The 15796-nt window shown below is 63.2% G+C and carries 12 protein-coding genes; 8 read left to right on the plus strand and 4 right to left on the minus strand.

Annotated features, from left to right (window positions below; translation table 11 throughout):
- Positions 1-47: 47 nt before the first annotated feature.
- The 3 genes from IRI77_RS14570 to IRI77_RS14580 form a co-directional block, all read right to left on the minus strand.
- The gene (locus IRI77_RS14570) at positions 48-1361 is read right to left on the minus strand and encodes a DUF5621 domain-containing protein (protein ID WP_194452772.1); all 1314 of its coding nucleotides are present in this window, start codon (positions 1359-1361) and stop codon (positions 48-50) included.
- Between the two features lie 107 nt (positions 1362-1468).
- A complete protein-coding gene (locus tag IRI77_RS14575) occupies positions 1469-2647 on the minus strand; it encodes an ROK family transcriptional regulator (RefSeq protein ID WP_194452773.1) in 1179 nt (392 codons plus the stop codon).
- A 316-nt stretch (positions 2648-2963) separates the two neighbouring features.
- Positions 2964-4736, minus strand: a complete 1773-nt coding sequence (locus tag IRI77_RS14580; RefSeq protein WP_194452774.1) for an alpha-L-fucosidase — start codon at positions 4734-4736, stop codon at positions 2964-2966.
- Between the two features lie 101 nt (positions 4737-4837).
- On the opposite strand from IRI77_RS14580, the gene IRI77_RS14585 reads away from it, so the two are divergent.
- From IRI77_RS14585 to rpoD, 7 genes are all read left to right on the plus strand, one after another.
- Positions 4838-5707, plus strand: a complete 870-nt coding sequence (locus IRI77_RS14585) for a hypothetical protein (RefSeq protein WP_194452775.1) — start codon at positions 4838-4840, stop codon at positions 5705-5707.
- Positions 5708-5844: 137 nt separating this feature from the next.
- The gene (locus IRI77_RS14590) at positions 5845-7305 is read left to right on the plus strand and encodes a glycosyltransferase family 39 protein (protein ID WP_194452776.1); all 1461 of its coding nucleotides are present in this window, start codon (positions 5845-5847) and stop codon (positions 7303-7305) included.
- 63 nt (positions 7306-7368) lie between these two features.
- Positions 7369-8439, plus strand: coding sequence for an NAD-dependent epimerase/dehydratase family protein (locus IRI77_RS14595; RefSeq protein WP_194452777.1), 1071 nt, complete (start codon positions 7369-7371; stop codon positions 8437-8439).
- Complete coding sequence (locus tag IRI77_RS14600) at positions 8436-9503, plus strand: NAD-dependent epimerase/dehydratase family protein (RefSeq protein WP_194452778.1); 1068 nt, start codon at positions 8436-8438, stop codon at positions 9501-9503. Before IRI77_RS14595 ends, IRI77_RS14600 begins: the two co-directional genes overlap by 4 nt.
- Entirely contained in the window at positions 9500-10267 is a 768-nt protein-coding gene (locus IRI77_RS14605) for a glycosyltransferase family 2 protein (protein ID WP_194452779.1), read from the plus strand. Before IRI77_RS14600 ends, IRI77_RS14605 begins: the two co-directional genes overlap by 4 nt.
- Positions 10268-10292: 25 nt before the next feature.
- Complete coding sequence (gene dnaG, locus IRI77_RS14610) at positions 10293-12041, plus strand: DNA primase (RefSeq protein WP_194452780.1); 1749 nt, start codon at positions 10293-10295, stop codon at positions 12039-12041.
- A gap of 80 nt (positions 12042-12121) precedes the next feature.
- Entirely contained in the window at positions 12122-13807 is a 1686-nt protein-coding gene (gene rpoD / locus IRI77_RS14615; RefSeq protein ID WP_194452781.1) for an RNA polymerase sigma factor RpoD, read from the plus strand.
- A gap of 3 nt (positions 13808-13810) precedes the next feature.
- Here the strand turns inward: rpoD and IRI77_RS14620 are convergent, their stop codons facing one another.
- Positions 13811-14404 carry a nucleotidyl transferase family protein gene (locus IRI77_RS14620; RefSeq protein WP_194452782.1) on the minus strand — a complete coding sequence of 198 codons (594 nt, stop codon included), beginning with the start codon at positions 14402-14404 and terminating at the stop codon, positions 13811-13813.
- A 17-nt stretch (positions 14405-14421) separates the two neighbouring features.
- Between IRI77_RS14620 and IRI77_RS14625 the strand changes: the two genes are divergently transcribed.
- A complete protein-coding gene (locus IRI77_RS14625; protein WP_194452783.1) occupies positions 14422-15528 on the plus strand; it encodes a mandelate racemase/muconate lactonizing enzyme family protein in 1107 nt (368 codons plus the stop codon).
- The last annotated feature ends 268 nt before the right edge of the window (positions 15529-15796 follow it).

Raw genomic sequence — 15796 nt, forward strand, 5'->3', positions numbered from 1 at the left:
CTCCGCCGCCCGGACGGCCGACCGCATTTCTCGGGAGAATCCGCCGCTCAGCACAGCATCCGCACCACCGCCGTCACATTCGGCGGCGTCGGCACCGCCACCGCGCCCACCCCGGGCCCGCACACCGTCCACACCGCTGGCGACCCCATGCCGCCCTTGCGCTCCACCAGGTACACGCTCGACAGCAGCTCGAACGAATCTGGATCGGTCTGGTACAACTGCTGCAGCTTCTGCGCCCACCGGTCCGTGGCCAGGAAACTGGTCGTCGCCTTCCCCAACGGATTCGGCACCGTATTCGTGAAGAAGTAGTTGTAGATCTCCGGGTAGGCCATCTGGAAGCACTCCCGGTGATGCTCGTTCACAAAGAACTTCGAATCCGCGGCGACGTATCCCTGGACATTCGCCTTGACTGACCTGTCCATCAGCCCGCCCATTAGGGAGTTCTTGAAACCCTTCCCGAGCTTCGCGTACTCCGACCGCTTCAGCATCATCGCCGCGTAATTCCGGCAGCAGTCGATCTGGGAAAAAACCGGCTCGTGGATCTTGAACTGCGATCCGCACACGGTCAGGAATCTGTACGCCAGGTGGCGCACCACCCGGGTCACCTCCGGCAGTTTGGAACTCTTCATCAGCACAGGCGTATTGTGCACACCCGGAAACGGCAGCATCGCCAGGTTGGTGATCATGCAGTTCTGGATCACCAACCGGCTGAGGTCCTGCGGCTTGAAGTCCCCGCGCATGTCATCCAGCGCCAGGATACCGACGTAGTTCTTCACGTTATCCGGCACATAGTACGTATCCTGCAGCCGCGCCCCGGCATCCAGGCCGGCCACCGGATCGACAGCGAAGATATTGATGTCGAACCCGGGCCCCAGGAATTCCTTAATCCAGTTGGCCATGCGCAAACACGTCACCGCGCCCCGGCTCCAGCCAATCATGTTGATGGTGCCCTGCAGGTTCGGAAACACATCGCCAAGCACGGCAATGGCGTGCCGGATGTTGTCGTCCCAACCATGGCCGGTAATGGCCGCATTCGTCTTGCCCGTACTCGAAGTCAATGCCTGCAACGCCCCGTGCCCGGTCGGCGAAAAGGTCCCCTGGCCCTTGGACACATCCGACAGAGTCTGCATCGGAGTCTTCGACCAGGACGGCGATTTCCCCTTGGCTGTTTTGTCTTTGGTGAATGGATCGAACGTGCCCGGCATGGGATTGGCGGTGGTGCCTTTGGATCCGACGCCGTCCGTGATCAGAAAGTCCCGGTACTCCACGCCGTTCAGCATGGCTCCGAAGTCAGCGACCAGTTCGCCCCGTTTCGAGCGGTCAAAATTGGTGCCGCAATTCAGGATCGTGAAAACACTCATGCCCAGCCCCCTCCCGGTTTGGGATTCCAGATCGCTCAAATATAGCAGGAGAGAACTGCGTTTTCATTCATCTCGCAGGCAAACGGCGCCTGCGGAATACCCGCCGCCTACCAGCCGATTCTAGGCTTGGCGAACGCGTTGTTCAACGCCAGCGAAATCGCGCCCTGCAGATACAGATCCTCCGGCGAGAGATTGGCTGGACGCACCCGGATCGCAATCTTCGAGGGCGCGAATTTGTTCTCGATCATCGGCCCGACCAGATCCCAGGCCGCCGTAATCTCACCGGTAATCACGATCAGTTCAGGATTCAGCGCGAGCACGATGTTCGAAATCCCGATCGATAGATACCGCGCCGTCTCCTCCAACGCCCTCATCGCGTCGCCCGACCCATTCCGGGCCTCGGCCAGTAGCGTAGCCATGCTGGTGGCCTCGAACGGCGCCGACCCCCGGTAGCGCTGCCACGCCGCCTGGTCGCATACGAACAACTCCCAGCACCCCTGGCGCCCGCAACGGCAATTGGGTCCATTCGGGTCGACGATCATGTGACCGAACTCCGCCGCGAACCGCCCATCGTATCCCCGATAGACCTCCCGGCCCAGAATCAGCCCTGCCCCGACGCCGATCGCGCCGATCTCCAGGAACACAAAATTCTGCAGTCCCGCGATCTCCTCCGCGCTCAGCCACAGATCCGCCAGCGCTCCGAGATTGCAGTCGTTGTCGGCCGTGACCGGCACCCCCACCACGTCCTGAATCGCCGTCGCCAGCGGGAAGCCGGCATACTCCGGCAGCGCCGGCAGCCACAAAACCTCACCCGTCTCAGCATTGATGAGACCGGGAACGCTTACACCCACGTGCTGGAAGAATCCGGACGCCCCATGAATCGACTTCGCCGCCAGCATCCGCACGAACTTCTGCGGCGTGGAAGGCGTGGGAAAGGTGATGACTTTCTGCGCATGCCCGCTCAATCCGGCGTACGCCAGCGATGTGGACCCGGCCCGGATACTGATTCCCAACACGCGGAATCCATCGTCGTTGAGGGACAGATGGATCGGCACGCGGCCGCGCTTGCTGGGCTCGGCCTGCTTTTCCTTCACCATGCCCATGAGCACGAGTTCATCGACGATTTCGCTGATGTTGCTGCGGGAGATGCCCGTCTGCGCCGACAGATCGGCCCTCGAGATGGGCTGATGCAGCCGGATCAGGTTCAGAATGATGCGCCGGTTTACGTCACGCACCGTGGAAGGCGTGGCGGTCTGCACGAGCAATGCGGGGCTGGCGGGTTTCACGCGGGATTCCTTAACTCAACAATCAAATAGATTGTACTGTCTAGAAACTATAAGCAATCGAGCGGAGGTTTTGTGCGCCGGGTCCGCACAGCCGCCGGCCGGACCTTCGTGCGCCACACTGCGCACAACGATCCTCCGGCTCCTGCGGGATGACGGCAATTCGGCGTCATGCGCCGTGGCAAGACTTATCAATTCCAACAATAGGACCCCGTTCGAACTAGTTACAGCTGTATCAGATTACTATCGCACGGCGCTACAGGGAGGACGTTCTTTCGATCCGCCAACCGCCGGCATTCAGCCGCCCGGATCACCGGTCTCACTCCACCATGCGATGGCCGGCCGGGCTGAGTTCCAGGGCCTGGAAGAAAATCAGGTTGTGCCCGGTGTCAGCGGCAGGCTGGAGTTTCACTGTCAGCGGACCGGTCTTCGGCAGGCGCACCCGCCCCAGGTCGATGGTCTTGTACTCATAGCCCTCCCCTGTACCGGAAACCGTGCCGCGCACCGTCTGCCCTCCAATGTTCACCACGAAACCGGCTCCATTCGATTCCGCGCGCGCGGAGTAGCGGATCCGGACCTCATACTCGCCAGCCTGGCTCACCAGCAGTTGCCATGTGGCGGAATCCGCCGGCCCGGTCCATTTGGCGATGTGGAACTTCCCGCTGCGGTTGAACCTCTTCACCGCCTTGCCGGAAGTGACAGCAGCGAGATAGTCGAGATCGAATCCGACATCGCTACCCTGCACCACGATCAACGGCTCCGCGCGCGGAGCCCCGTCCAGTTCCAGCGCAATCACGGTATCGTTCTGATCCAGGGGCTCGGCCGGCAGCTTGACCAGCGGAACCCCGCCTTCCCGGCTGAGCGCCAGCTTCTGCGAGGGCGCGGCCAGCGGATACGCGGCCTTTACCGTATTCGTCAGTCCCTGGACACGCAGAATTCCGTCGGCCGGCCAGCTGAATACGTGCAGGAAGACCTTGTTACCCTTCACCGTGCTCCGGCCCCAGGGCTGCGCGGTCAGCGGGCTGGCGACGGTGCCGTAGATGCTCTCGCCGTTGATCTGCATCCACGCCCCCACCGCCTTGAGCGTGGCCACACTGGGCGACGGGATCGTACCATCGGCCATCGGTCCTATATTCAGAAGGTAATTCCCGCCCTTGCCGACGATCTCCACCATGCGATGGATCACTTCACCTGGAGTCTTCCACTGCTGGTCGAACTTGCTGTAGCCCCAAGTGGTGTTCATCGTCTGGGGCGTCTCCCAGTCCTCCTGCAGCCCGCCGTTCGGCATGCCGTTGTCGTTCATGTTCTGGTAGTCGCCCATCAGGTCGGCGCCATAGTCGCCCACCCGCCCATTGATCAGGCAGTTCGGCTGCAACTCGTGGACTATGTCGATGAACTGCTGTGTGTGCTGCGGAGTGTCCATGCCGCGGTCGAACCACACCAGGTGGATCGGGCCGTAGCGCGAGAGCAGCTCTCGCAGTTGCGGCTTCGACTTCTCGTCCAGATAGCGCTCGAAATTCTTCTTGGTCCGGTCGTAGTCCCAGTTGTTGCCGAACCCGTCTGGATGATCCCAATCTTCCCGGTGCGAATAGTAGACGCCAAACCGGATCCCCGCCTTCTGGCAGGCGGCGGAAAGCTCCTGCACCGGATCGCGATCGAACTTTGCCCAGTCCAGCAGGTTGTATTTGGAAACCGTCGAGCGGTACATGGCGAACCCGTCGTGGTGCTTGGCGGTCAGCACCAGATACTTCATGCCCGTAGCCTTGGCCAGCGCGACCCATGCCTCCGCGTCAAACTTCACGGGCTTCATGCCGCGCGCCGTTTCCCGGTAGTCGGCTACGGGAATGTTGAAGCGCTGCATGATCCACTCGGCCTCCGTCCCCACCGGCACCTTTTGGCCCTTATACTCCCCGGCGAAGGCGGAGTAAGGACCCCAGTGGATGAACATTCCAAATTTGTCGTGCCGGAACCATTCCATGCGCTGATCTTGAGTCGGCGCGGGCTTCGATTGCGCGGCGGCGGAGGCGGCGAGGCAGAGCAGGAGCGCCACGCCGCGTCCGGTGCGGGCTGGACCGGATTGTCGTTTGGTCATTCGCGCACAGTATATCCGGCTCCGGGGCATGGCATGGCCGGTGACGGGCCACCTCGACACCGGACCGCGTATTGCTTAGCATGAGTGGATCGGAGGTGATCATGACATTCTGTACAGGTTGCGGGACGCCGGTGGAAGGAAACTTCTGCCAGAAGTGCGGGCAGGCCGTGGCTCAACCGGCTCAACCACCCGCCGGCTTCGGACAACCAGCCGCCCCGCCGCCACCGGCCGGCTTTGGACAGCAACCGGCGCCGCCGCCAGCTGGATTCGGTCAGCAAACTCCACCTCCCGCCGCGGGTGCGAAGAAAGGCATGGGGCCTCTCGGCTGGGTGCTCATCGGGCTGGGCGCGTTCTGCCTGCTGATCGGTGTCGTGGTCGTCGGCGCCGGATTCTTCTTCGCGCACAAAGTCAAGGAAGCGGGCATCGACTCGGAACTGGCACAAAAGAACCCCGCGCTGGCCGCAGCCAAGGTCATGGCTGCCCTCAACCCCGACGTCGAAGTCGTCCGTGTGGATGACGAGAAGGGCACGCTCACCATCCGCGAGAAGAAGTCCGGCAAGACCATTACCATGAATGCGGACGACGTCAAGAACGGCAAGATCACCTTCTCCGACGACAGCACCGGCGAGAAGGTCTCCATCGGCTCCGGAACCGATGTCCGGTTGCCGTCGTGGATCCCTGAATATCCCGGCTCCAAACCCGAGGGCACGATGGCGGCTAGCGGCAATCACGGCGAAGGCGGCATGGCCCACTTCACCACCAGCGACTCTGTCACCAAGGTTCTCGGCTTCTATCAGGACGAATTGAAGGGCGCCGGCTTCAAAATCACCTCCAACGTCAGCGGAGACTCCGGCGACTCGAAAGGCGGCCTGATCACCGCTGAAAACACGAGCACGAAACATACTGTCCTGGTAACTGTGGGTTCCAGCGACAAGGGCACCGAAGTTGCTCTCACTTACGGCAGCAGGTAGGCCCTCCTTCCAGCCGGGTTGCGGGGCGCCCCCGCCCGGCTTTATCTTGGTGCGCGGTGCCTGAGGCGTCCCAAGACCGGATACGGCAACTGATCCTGGAAGGTCCGGCGGAACCGGGCGTCTGGGCTGCGCGTTCCATGCTCGGCCTGATCCTGCTGATTACCTCTTTCTTAGGCGTCTGGCAGGCGAAGACCAAACCGTTCTGGTTCGACGAGATTCTAACCATTGAGGTCAGCAGCCTGCCCTCACCGGAACTGCGCTGGCAGGCCCTGTACGCTGGCTGCGATGGCATGCCGCCCGGCTACTACTGGATCAATGCCATGGCCGCCCGCCTGCCCTTCGATGACCACATTCGATGGCGCGGCCCCGAACTGCTGGGCTGGCTTCTGGCCTTGACCGGGGTCTATCACTTCACCGCCGCTGTGTGCGGCCGCAGCGCGGGTCTGGCCGCGGTGCTGCTGCTCGCCCTCACCCCCGTGTCCTCCTACGCCTGGGAGGCGAGGCCCTACGCGCTGCTGCTGGGCGTTCTCGCCTGGGCGGCGGCATCCTGGCAGAGGGCGGAACGCCACTGGGGCTGGATCGCCGCGCTGGCCGCGCTGCTCGCCACCGCCACCAACCTGCACTACCTGGCGCCCTTGTCTGTGGTCTGCTTCGCCTTGGCGGAGACGGCCGTCAGCCTCGCGGAACGCAGGCTGCGTTGGCGCATCTGGGCGGCTTTCGCGGCCGCGGCCATCCCCACGCTGCTCGCCTTGCCCCTGCTCATCAAAATGAAGGCGGACTTCGGAGCCCGCTTCTGGGCCCGCCCGGAGCTGGGTGGACTGCCCTACTACTACGGCAATCTGCTGGGATTCCCGCTGGCCGTTGTCCTGGTCCTTCTACCGTTCGGGCTCCCTTACCTGCTCCGTTCGATTCTGAAGGAGAACCCGGCGTCACCCCGCCGGCACGCGCTCTTTCTGACCATGTGCCTGCTGCTGCTTCCGGTCTTGAGCCTCCTCTTCACCCTGGCCACGCACGGCGGCTTCAACGAGCGCTACACCATGCCCATGGTGATCGGCTACGCGGCGGCCATCCCGCTGCTGCTGGCATGGAGGCCCGGCGGTCTGGCGAGAGGCTTCACCCTCAGTCTGCTCCTGGCGTTCCTCGTCCTGTCTGGTCGGGAGGCGTCAAGACTGGCGGCGGAACCGCCCGCCCAACTGGCGGGAGAATCGGGAACAGCCCTGACCGCCCTGCGCTCGGCTCCGGAAGGACTCCTGCTGATCAACAACCCGCTCGATTTCCTGGCAGGCTGGTACTACGCCAATCCGGCGCAGCGGGCGCGGCTCGCCTACATCGGCGACACGGAAGCGGCCTACCGTCTCGGCCGCACGGACGGGGCAGTCCGTCTGTTGCTGGCCTTGCGTCAGTTCTACCCCGTGCCGGTCAGGACTTTTGAGGAGTTCCTGCCGGACCACCGGGAGTTCACCATGTTCTCCAGCGGACCGCCCCACCTGCAGTGGCAACCTTCTCGATTGAAAGAACTTGGCTGGAAGATCGAACTCTTCGCCTCACCGGTTCCCGGCCGCCTTGACCGCGTGCGGGCCCCGCAGCCAGGTTCGTAGCATGATGGAAGAGACGAGTTACGCCGATGGAAGGGGTGCCCGCGATTTGAGGAAGCATTTGGTATGAGTCAACCGTGCGTACTGGTGACAGGCTCCTGCGGCCTGATTGGATCGGAAGTGGCCGTGTATTTCGCCCGGCAGGGCTTTCACGTGGCCGGCATCGACAGCAACCACCGCGCCGTCTTCTTCGGCCCGGAAGGGGACACCAGTTGGGTGCTGGACCGCCTGCGGAGGGAGATCCCGGGCTACCGCCACGAGGCCCTCGACATCCGCGACCGCGACCGGCTCCTCGCCTTCATGGGCGAACTCCGCCCCGATCTCATCATCCACACCGCCGCCCAGCCCTCGCACGACCGCGCCGCCGCCATCCCCTTCCTCGATTTTGAAGTCAACGCCCTCGGCACCCTCCACCTGCTCGAGGCCGCCCGTCAGCACTGCCCGGAGTCGCCCTTCATCCATATGTCCACAAATAAGGTATATGGAGACCGGCCGAACACCATCGCCTTGCAGGAACTGGAAACCCGCTGGGACTACGCCGATCCCGCCTACGAGCACGGCATTGCCGAGGACTTCTCCATCGACCAGAGCAAACACTCCATCTTCGGAGCCTCCAAGGTCGCCGGCGACGTCATGGTCCAGGAGTACGGACGCTACTTCGGCATGCCTACCTGCTGCCTGCGCGGCGGCTGCCTCACCGGCCCAAACCACAGCGGCGTCGAACTCCACGGCTTTCTCAGCTACCTCGTGAAGTGCAATTTGGAGGAGCGCGAATACCGCGTCTTCGGCTACAAGGGCAAGCAGGTCCGCGACAACATCCACTCCGAGGATGTCGCCCGGTTTATGTTCGAATTCTGGAAGGCGCCGCGCGTGGCCGAGGTTTATAATCTCGGCGGCGGCAAGGACAACGCCTGCTCCGTCATGGAAGCCTTCCAGCTCGCTGGGAACGTCACCGGCAAACCCATGCACTGGCGCTATGTGGACGAGAATCGCATCGGTGACCACATCTGCTACTACAGCGACCTGCGGAAGATGCGGGCTCACTATCCGGCCTGGAGCATCACCAAACCGCTGCCCGCCATCTTCGAGGAGATCGCAGGAAGCTGGCAGGAGAGACTGAAAACCGCGGCACTATGAAGATCCTGATCACCGGCATCTGCGGCTTTGTCGGCAGTACCCTCGCTCGCACGCTGCTGGCCTGCGTCGAAGGATTCCAGATCATCGGCATCGACAACTTAATGCGGCCGGGCGCCGAAACGAACCGCCAGTCGCTCAAGAGCCTGGGTATCGAATTTGTCCATGGCGACATCCGTTCAGCCAGCGATCTCGCCGGCTTGCCCGCGGCCGACTGGATCATTGATGCCGCCGCTAATCCCAGCGTTCTGGCCGGTGTGGCGGGCGGCGGCAGCAGCCGCCAGTTGTTCGAACACAATCTGGCCGGCCTCGGCAACGTATTGGAGTACGCCAAGGTGCACCGCGCCGGACTGCTGCTGCTCAGCACCAGCCGCGTCTACTCCATCCCCGCCCTGGCCACCCTGCCCTTGAAGGTGGAAGGAGATGGCTTCGTTCTCGACGATACCCGGCCCCTCCCCGCGGGCGTCACCGCGGAAGGCATCGACACCGCCTTCGCCACCACCGCGCCCATCTCGCTCTATGGCGCGACCAAACTCGCCTCGGAAATCATGGCCCTCGAATACGGCGCCGCCTTCGACTTCCCAGTCTGGATCACACGCTGCGGCGTTCTCGCCGGGGCCGGCCAGTTCGGCACGCCAGACCAGGGCATCTTCGCTTACTGGATCAACGCCCACCTCCGCCGCCGCCCCCTGCGCTACATCGGCTTCGAAGGACTCGGCCGCCAGGTGCGCGACGCGTTCCACCCCTCTGACCTCGCGGCGCTCCTCCTGGCGCAGATGCGCTCTACCCGCGACGGCGGCCAACGCATCTACACGGCCGGCGGCGGACCGCGCAACGCATGGTCTCTTGCTCGTCTGAACAGCTGGTGCGACGGCCGTTTCGGAACCCACACACCCGCGGCCGACCCGCGCCCCCGTCCCTATGACATACCGTGGGTCGTGATGAGCAATGCGGATGTCCAGCGTGATTTTGCGTGGAGTCCGGCGCTGGGTCTCGATGCCATTGCCGCGGAGATCGCCGCGCATGCCGGGCAACACCCGCAGTGGCTGGAACTGAGCGGACTATGAAGACGCCCGCGCCCGAAAAGCGGAGCCCGCTGAAACTGCTGTCCGTAGTCATCCCGGCGCACAACGAGGAGGGCTGCGTCGCCCTCACGGTGGAACACCTGCACGTTGAATTGCGCGGCAACGGCATTCCCCACGAAATCGTGGTCGTCGACGACGGCTCAACCGACACCACGTGGGCCGTCCTGCAAGGATTGGTGCCGCGCATCGCCGAATTGCGTCCCGTTCAGAACAAAGGCGAACACGGCTTCGGGCGCGCCATCACCTTCGGCTTCGATCACATTCAGGGCGATGCGGTGGTGGTCATGATGGCCGACGAATCCGACGATGCCCGCGACGTCGTCCGCTATTGGAGCCTGCTCGGCGAAGGCTGGGACGCCGTGTTCGGCTCGCGCTTCGTCAAGGGCGGAGCGGTCATCGACTACCCCTGGCTCAAGCTGTCCATCAACCGCATGGCCAACTTCTTCATCCGGATTCTCTTCAACATCCCGCTCAACGACACCACCAACGCCTTCAAGGCCTACCGCCGCGAAGTCATCGAAGGCTGCCGGCCCTTCCTGTCGCCGCACTTCAATCTCACCGTGGAACTGCCGCTGAAGACCATCGTGCGTGGCTACTCGTGGACCGTCATGCCCATCTCCTGGCGCAACCGGCGCTTTGGCGAGTCCAAGCTTAAGATCAAGGAGATGGGCAGCCGTTACCTGTTCATCGCCCTCTACTGCTGGCTGGAAAAGTACTTCAGCCGCGGAGACTACCGCGCGCGATAATGGAAATACTGTCTAGTCTCGTACCGTGAACAAAGAACTCGTCGATCAGGTGAAGTCGGCAGTAGACATCGTTCAGGTGGTGCGCGAGTACGTACCCAGCCTGAAGCGCAGCGGCGCGGGCACGCGTTACATCGGACTTTGCCCCTTCCATACGGAGAAGACCCCCTCGTTCTCCGTCCACGGCACCCACCAGTTCTACAAGTGCTTCGGCTGCGGAGCCGGTGGCGACGTCTTCAAGTTCGTCCAGGAGATGGAACGGCTTACCTTCTGGGAGTCGCTGAAATACCTGGCCGAACGCAACGGCATCCCCCTGCCCAAACGGTCCGACCTGGCCGACGAAGAGGCGAAGAAGCGCGGCGCGGTCTACGAGATGAACGAGATCGCCGTCAAGGTCTACCAGGACCTGCTCTTCTCGCCTGCAGGGCAGGAGGCGCGCGCCTATCTGAAGCACCGCGGCCTTTCCCAGGCCATCGCCGAAGAGTTCAATCTCGGTCTCTCTGAGCGCGGCGGCCAGATGCTGGTGAAGATCTTCGAGAAACAGGGCTTCACGCACACTGAGATGGAATCCAGCGGCCTCATCCGGGTACGCAATGAAGGTACCGGCCACTATGACGTCTTCCGCGGCCGGCTCATGTTCCCCATCCACTCCGAGACCGGCAAGGTCATCGGCTTCGGCGCCCGTGCCCTGGCCGAAGGCGACGAGCCCAAATACCTCAATTCGGGCGACTCGGATGTCTACCAGAAGCGCAGCGTTCTCTACAACCTCAACCGCGCGCGCAAGCCCATCCAGGAAGCCGGCTTCAGCATTCTGGTAGAAGGGTATATGGATGTGATCGGAGTGTATGCGGCCGGAGTGCGCAATGTCGTCGCCTCCTGTGGCACCGCGCTCACCAACTTCCAGGTGCGCAGCCTTCGCCGCCATGCCGGCGAAGTGGTGCTGAACTTCGACCCCGACAACGCCGGAGCCAACGCGGCCGAGAAATCCATCCCGATCCTCCTCGAAGAGGGCGTCCGCCTCCGCGTGCTCTCCCTCACCGGCGGACTCGATCCTGACGAATACATCAAGGCCAACGGCGCCGCAGCCTACGGGGACGCCCTGCGCGGCGCGCGCGGCTACTTCCATTGGCTGGCCGACCGCGCCCGCACCCGCCTCGATCTCCACACGCCCGAGGGCCGCGTCGCCGCCTTCCAGTTCCTGCTGCCCGCCATCCAGAAGATGCCGGACAAGCTCGACCGCCTCGCTGTCGCCAACGATGTGGCGGAGTACCTCAAAATGGAACCCGGCATCGTACTCGATGAATTCCGGAAGGCTGCGGCGGAAAAGCGCGGCCGTGTGACCAGGCGAGAAGAGAACACCCCCGACGCCAACGAGGTCCTCCTGCTCCATGCCCTGCTGGGCAACCCGGAGGCCCGCGACGAGATCGTGCCCGTCCTGCGCGGCCTCTCCGTCGTAACAAAGTTCCGTTCGGCTCGTATATTCGAAGTGATTCTTCAACTGGTGGCGGAAGGCGTGAGTCCTTCCTACTCGTCGGTGGAGGCCCGCCTGGGCGAGCCCGACAAGGCTCTATTGGTGTCGCTGGTGTTTGCCGATGATACCCTGAGCCAGAACTTCACTACGGAGCAGGCCGTGGCCTGCGTGCGGCAACTGGCCTTCGGAGAACGCGATGTCCATCTGGCCGAACTGCGGCAGCGCATCAAAGATGCCGAGAGATCGGGCAATATGGAGGAAGCCCTGCATTTGATGGAAGAGCTCAACGCCTTGAAACGATCGTGACGCGGACCGCACAACTCATCGGACGCGCTGTTGTACTATGAGTGAGACGTATAGGCAAGGGGATTACTGGCGAGGTTTCCGTGGCAACGGAAGAACGATATAGCCGCTTTCAAAAACTCATCAGCATGGGCAAGGAAAAAGGCTACGTTCTCTATGACGACGTTTCCGAAGTCCTTCCCGAGGATCTGAACACCGGTCCAGAGCTCGATGACCTGCTGGCTGGGCTCGACGAGGCCGGCGTCGACCTGCTGGAAGAGCCGAAGCTCGACCTGGACAAGAAGGGCGAAGACGCCGATGAGTTCGCGGAAGCGGACCTCATCCAGGAAAGCTCTGAGAAGACCAATGACCCTGTTCGCATGTACTTGCGCGAAATGGGCACCGTTTCGCTGCTCACCCGCGAGGGCGAGATCGAACTGGCCCGCCGCATCGAACACGGCCAGAAGATGGTCGTGCGCGCTCTGTCCCGCTCGCCCCTGGTCGTCCGGGAAGTGCTCGAAATCGCCCGCGAGGTCGAAGAGGGCAAGCTCAGTCTGCGCGATGTTCTCTCCTTACCCGATCTACTGACAACCGATGAAGAGTTGGAGAAGTTCCGCGTCGATTTTCTGGCGGCTGTGGAAGAAATCGCCAAACAGCTTCGCAAAGCCCAACAGACCAAACTGAAGTTGATTGCGACACCCCGCGGAACGAAGCCAAAGCAATACCGTGCCACCCGCTGGGCGCTCGCTCGATCTTTGGTCAAAATCTCACGCGACATCCGCAAACTGCAGTTCAGCTCGACAATTTATCGCCATCTCTCCAGCCGCCTGCGCAGCGCCGTCGAACAGTTCCGGCCCCTGGAGAAGGAAATCGCCCGGCTGCAGCGGGCCATCGAGGACGCGCAGCGCGTCGATCCGAACCTGGTCAAGGATCACCGCAAGGATCTGAAGACCGCCAGCCAGAAGATCCAGGATCTGGAAGAGGACTTCGGCGCCTCGGCTACTGACCTGCGCCGCACCCTCAGCATGGACGAGCACGGCGAGCAGGAAGCCGATGCCGCCAAGAAGCAGCTCATCGAAGCCAACCTCCGGCTCGTCGTTTCCATCGCCAAGCGCTACACCAACCGCGGTTTGCAGTTCCTGGACCTCATCCAGGAAGGCAACATCGGCCTCATGAAGGCCGTCGACAAATTCGACTACCAGCGCGGCTACAAGTTCTCGACCTACGCTACCTGGTGGGTCCGTCAGGCCATCACGCGCGCCATCGCCGACCAGGCCCGCACTATCCGTATCCCGGTGCACATGATCGAGACCATCAACAAGATGGTCCGCACGCAGCGCCAGCTTCAACAGGAGCTCGGCCGCGAACCTACCACCGAGGAACTGGCCAAGCGGCTCGATCTCTCCGTACCCAAGGTGCGCAAGGTCCTCCGAATTGCACAGGAGCCGATCTCACTCGAAACGCCGGTGGGTGAGGAAGAAGAGTCCCATCTGGGCGACTTCATCATCGACAAGCGCGTCGTGTCGCCATCGGAAGCCGTGATCAACCTCAATCTCCGCGAGCAGACGGCCGAGGTTCTGAAAACCCTCAGCCCGCGCGAGGAGAAGATCATCAAGATGCGCTTCGGCCTGCAGGACGGCAGCGAGCACACCCTCGAAGAGGTGGGCCAGCACTTCGCCGTCACGCGCGAACGCATTCGCCAGATCGAAGCCAAAGCCCTGCGCAAGCTGCGGCACCCCAGCCGGAGTCACCGGCTCCGCGCGTTCCTGGAACACGGCCCTCAGGACTAAGGGCTAGTAAGCGCCGCGGACAGAGTCACGGATCTCGGCGGGCACCAGGCTCGCCCACTCCTGCCCGGCAGCAATGCGCGTACGCACCTCCGACGAAGACACCTCGTGCCACCCGTCGCCCAGGTGCAACGCGTGAACCCGCGCCGCCAGCCCGGCCGGCGGCACATACTCGCCCTGCCGCGGAGCCACCAGCAGCTCATACTCCCGCAATTGCCGCTCGATCGAGTCGTTCGCGCCGTAGTCCCAGCCCACGATCCGCTCCGCCGCATCCCGGCCGCAGACCAGCAGCACCCGGCTCGCGGCCAGCGCCTGCCGGACTTCCCTGGCCATGTCGATAAACAGGCCACCCTCGCTCCACGCGACACCCAAGCCCGGATGCCGGGCCGCCAGCTCCACCAGCCATTCCGCCCGCCGTCCCAGCGGCGCCCCCTCCGGAGCCTTGTGGGGAAACGCTCGCGGCAGCACCAGCACGGCCTCATCCGCCCAATTGAGTGAAGCTTCAGCCATCGCCAGATGAGCCAAAGTGGGAGGATTCCAGGCGCCGGGCAGCAGGGCCACCGTCTCTCTCTTCAGCCCGCCGCCCCACAGGAATTCCATGCCATCATCGTAGCGAGATGAAGATCCTCCAAGTTGAAGCCATCGCCATATCGATTCCGTTGCCCAAGCCCGTAGCCGACGCCGTGCGCCTCATCACGCACCGCGATCACCTGATTGTCACCATTCGCACCGAGGATGGACTCTCCGGCACCGGCTTCACCCTGGGCTACGACGGCTCAAAGGCGATGGTCGAACTGGTGAACCAGATCTACCGCCCGCTGCTGATCGGCGCGAACGCACTCGACACCGAGTACCTGTGGGGCGAGATGTACCGGCAGTCGATCCAGGCCGGACGCCGCGGAGCCGCCCTCCGCACCATCAGCGCCATCGACATCGCCCTGTGGGACCTGCGCGGCAAAGCCGCCAAACTCCCGGTCATGGAGCTGCTTGGCGTCCACTCCCGCAAGCTGCGCTGCTATGCCACCGGCGGCTACTACCGCGAAGGCCAGACACTGGACGACCTCGTCCGTGAAACCTCAGCAGTGGTCGAGCAGGGCTTCACCGCCCTGAAGCTCAAGGTCGGCGGCCAGTCCTCCCGCGAGGACGCCAAACGGATCGGCGCCGTCCGCCGGGCCCTCGGCGACGACATCGACATCCTGCTCGACGCCAACGGCGGCTGGAAGAGCGCGCCGGAAGCCATCGCCGCCATGGACCGTCTCGAAGAGTACGAACCCTTCTGGATCGAGGAACCGGTGCGCGCCGACAACCTCACCGCCATGGCGAAGATCGCCGAGGCGATCCGCACGCCCGTCGCCACCGGCGAACTCGAAGCCACCCGCTGGGCTTTCGCCCAGTTGGTCGAGACCCGCGCCGCCGAGATCCTCCAGCCCGACGTCACCGTGGTCGGTGGAGTCAGTGAATGGCTCAAAGTCGCCCACATGGCCGCCGCCCTGGACATCCCCATCGCCCCACACTACAACTGGGATTTCCACAGCCAGCTCTGCGCCACCATCCCGAACGCGATCTTCGTCGAGTACTTCCTGGCCGCCTCCGGGGTCAAGATGTTCGACAGCGTCCTGGCCAATCCCATGATGCCCGTGGACGGCTACATGACGCCCCGGCAGCTCCCCGGCTTCGGCATCGAATTGATACCACAGGAGATCGAACGATATCGCCTAGCGTAGGGGCAACCAGCGGGCTTCGGGCCGCATCTATCAAATGACCTGACCAAGCGATACAAGTAAAAGGTCTAAAGTATAAAGAACCCACATGTTCACCTGGATCTGTCCACAATGCGGCCGGGAAGTCCCTCCCTCCTATTCAGAATGCCCCACCTGCGCGGAGCGCCGGCAGGCCGCGGCTGGAGGCCAAGCTCCCGTCGCAGCGCCGCCGCAACCCCAGCAGCCTCAATACGCACCCCAGGCTGCCCCGCCTCCGCCACCGCCGCAGTAC

Origin of the sequence: Paludibaculum fermentans (assembly GCF_015277775.1) — a bacterium.
In the GTDB taxonomy this organism is placed as follows: Bacteria; Acidobacteriota; Terriglobia; order Bryobacterales; family Bryobacteraceae; genus Paludibaculum; species Paludibaculum fermentans.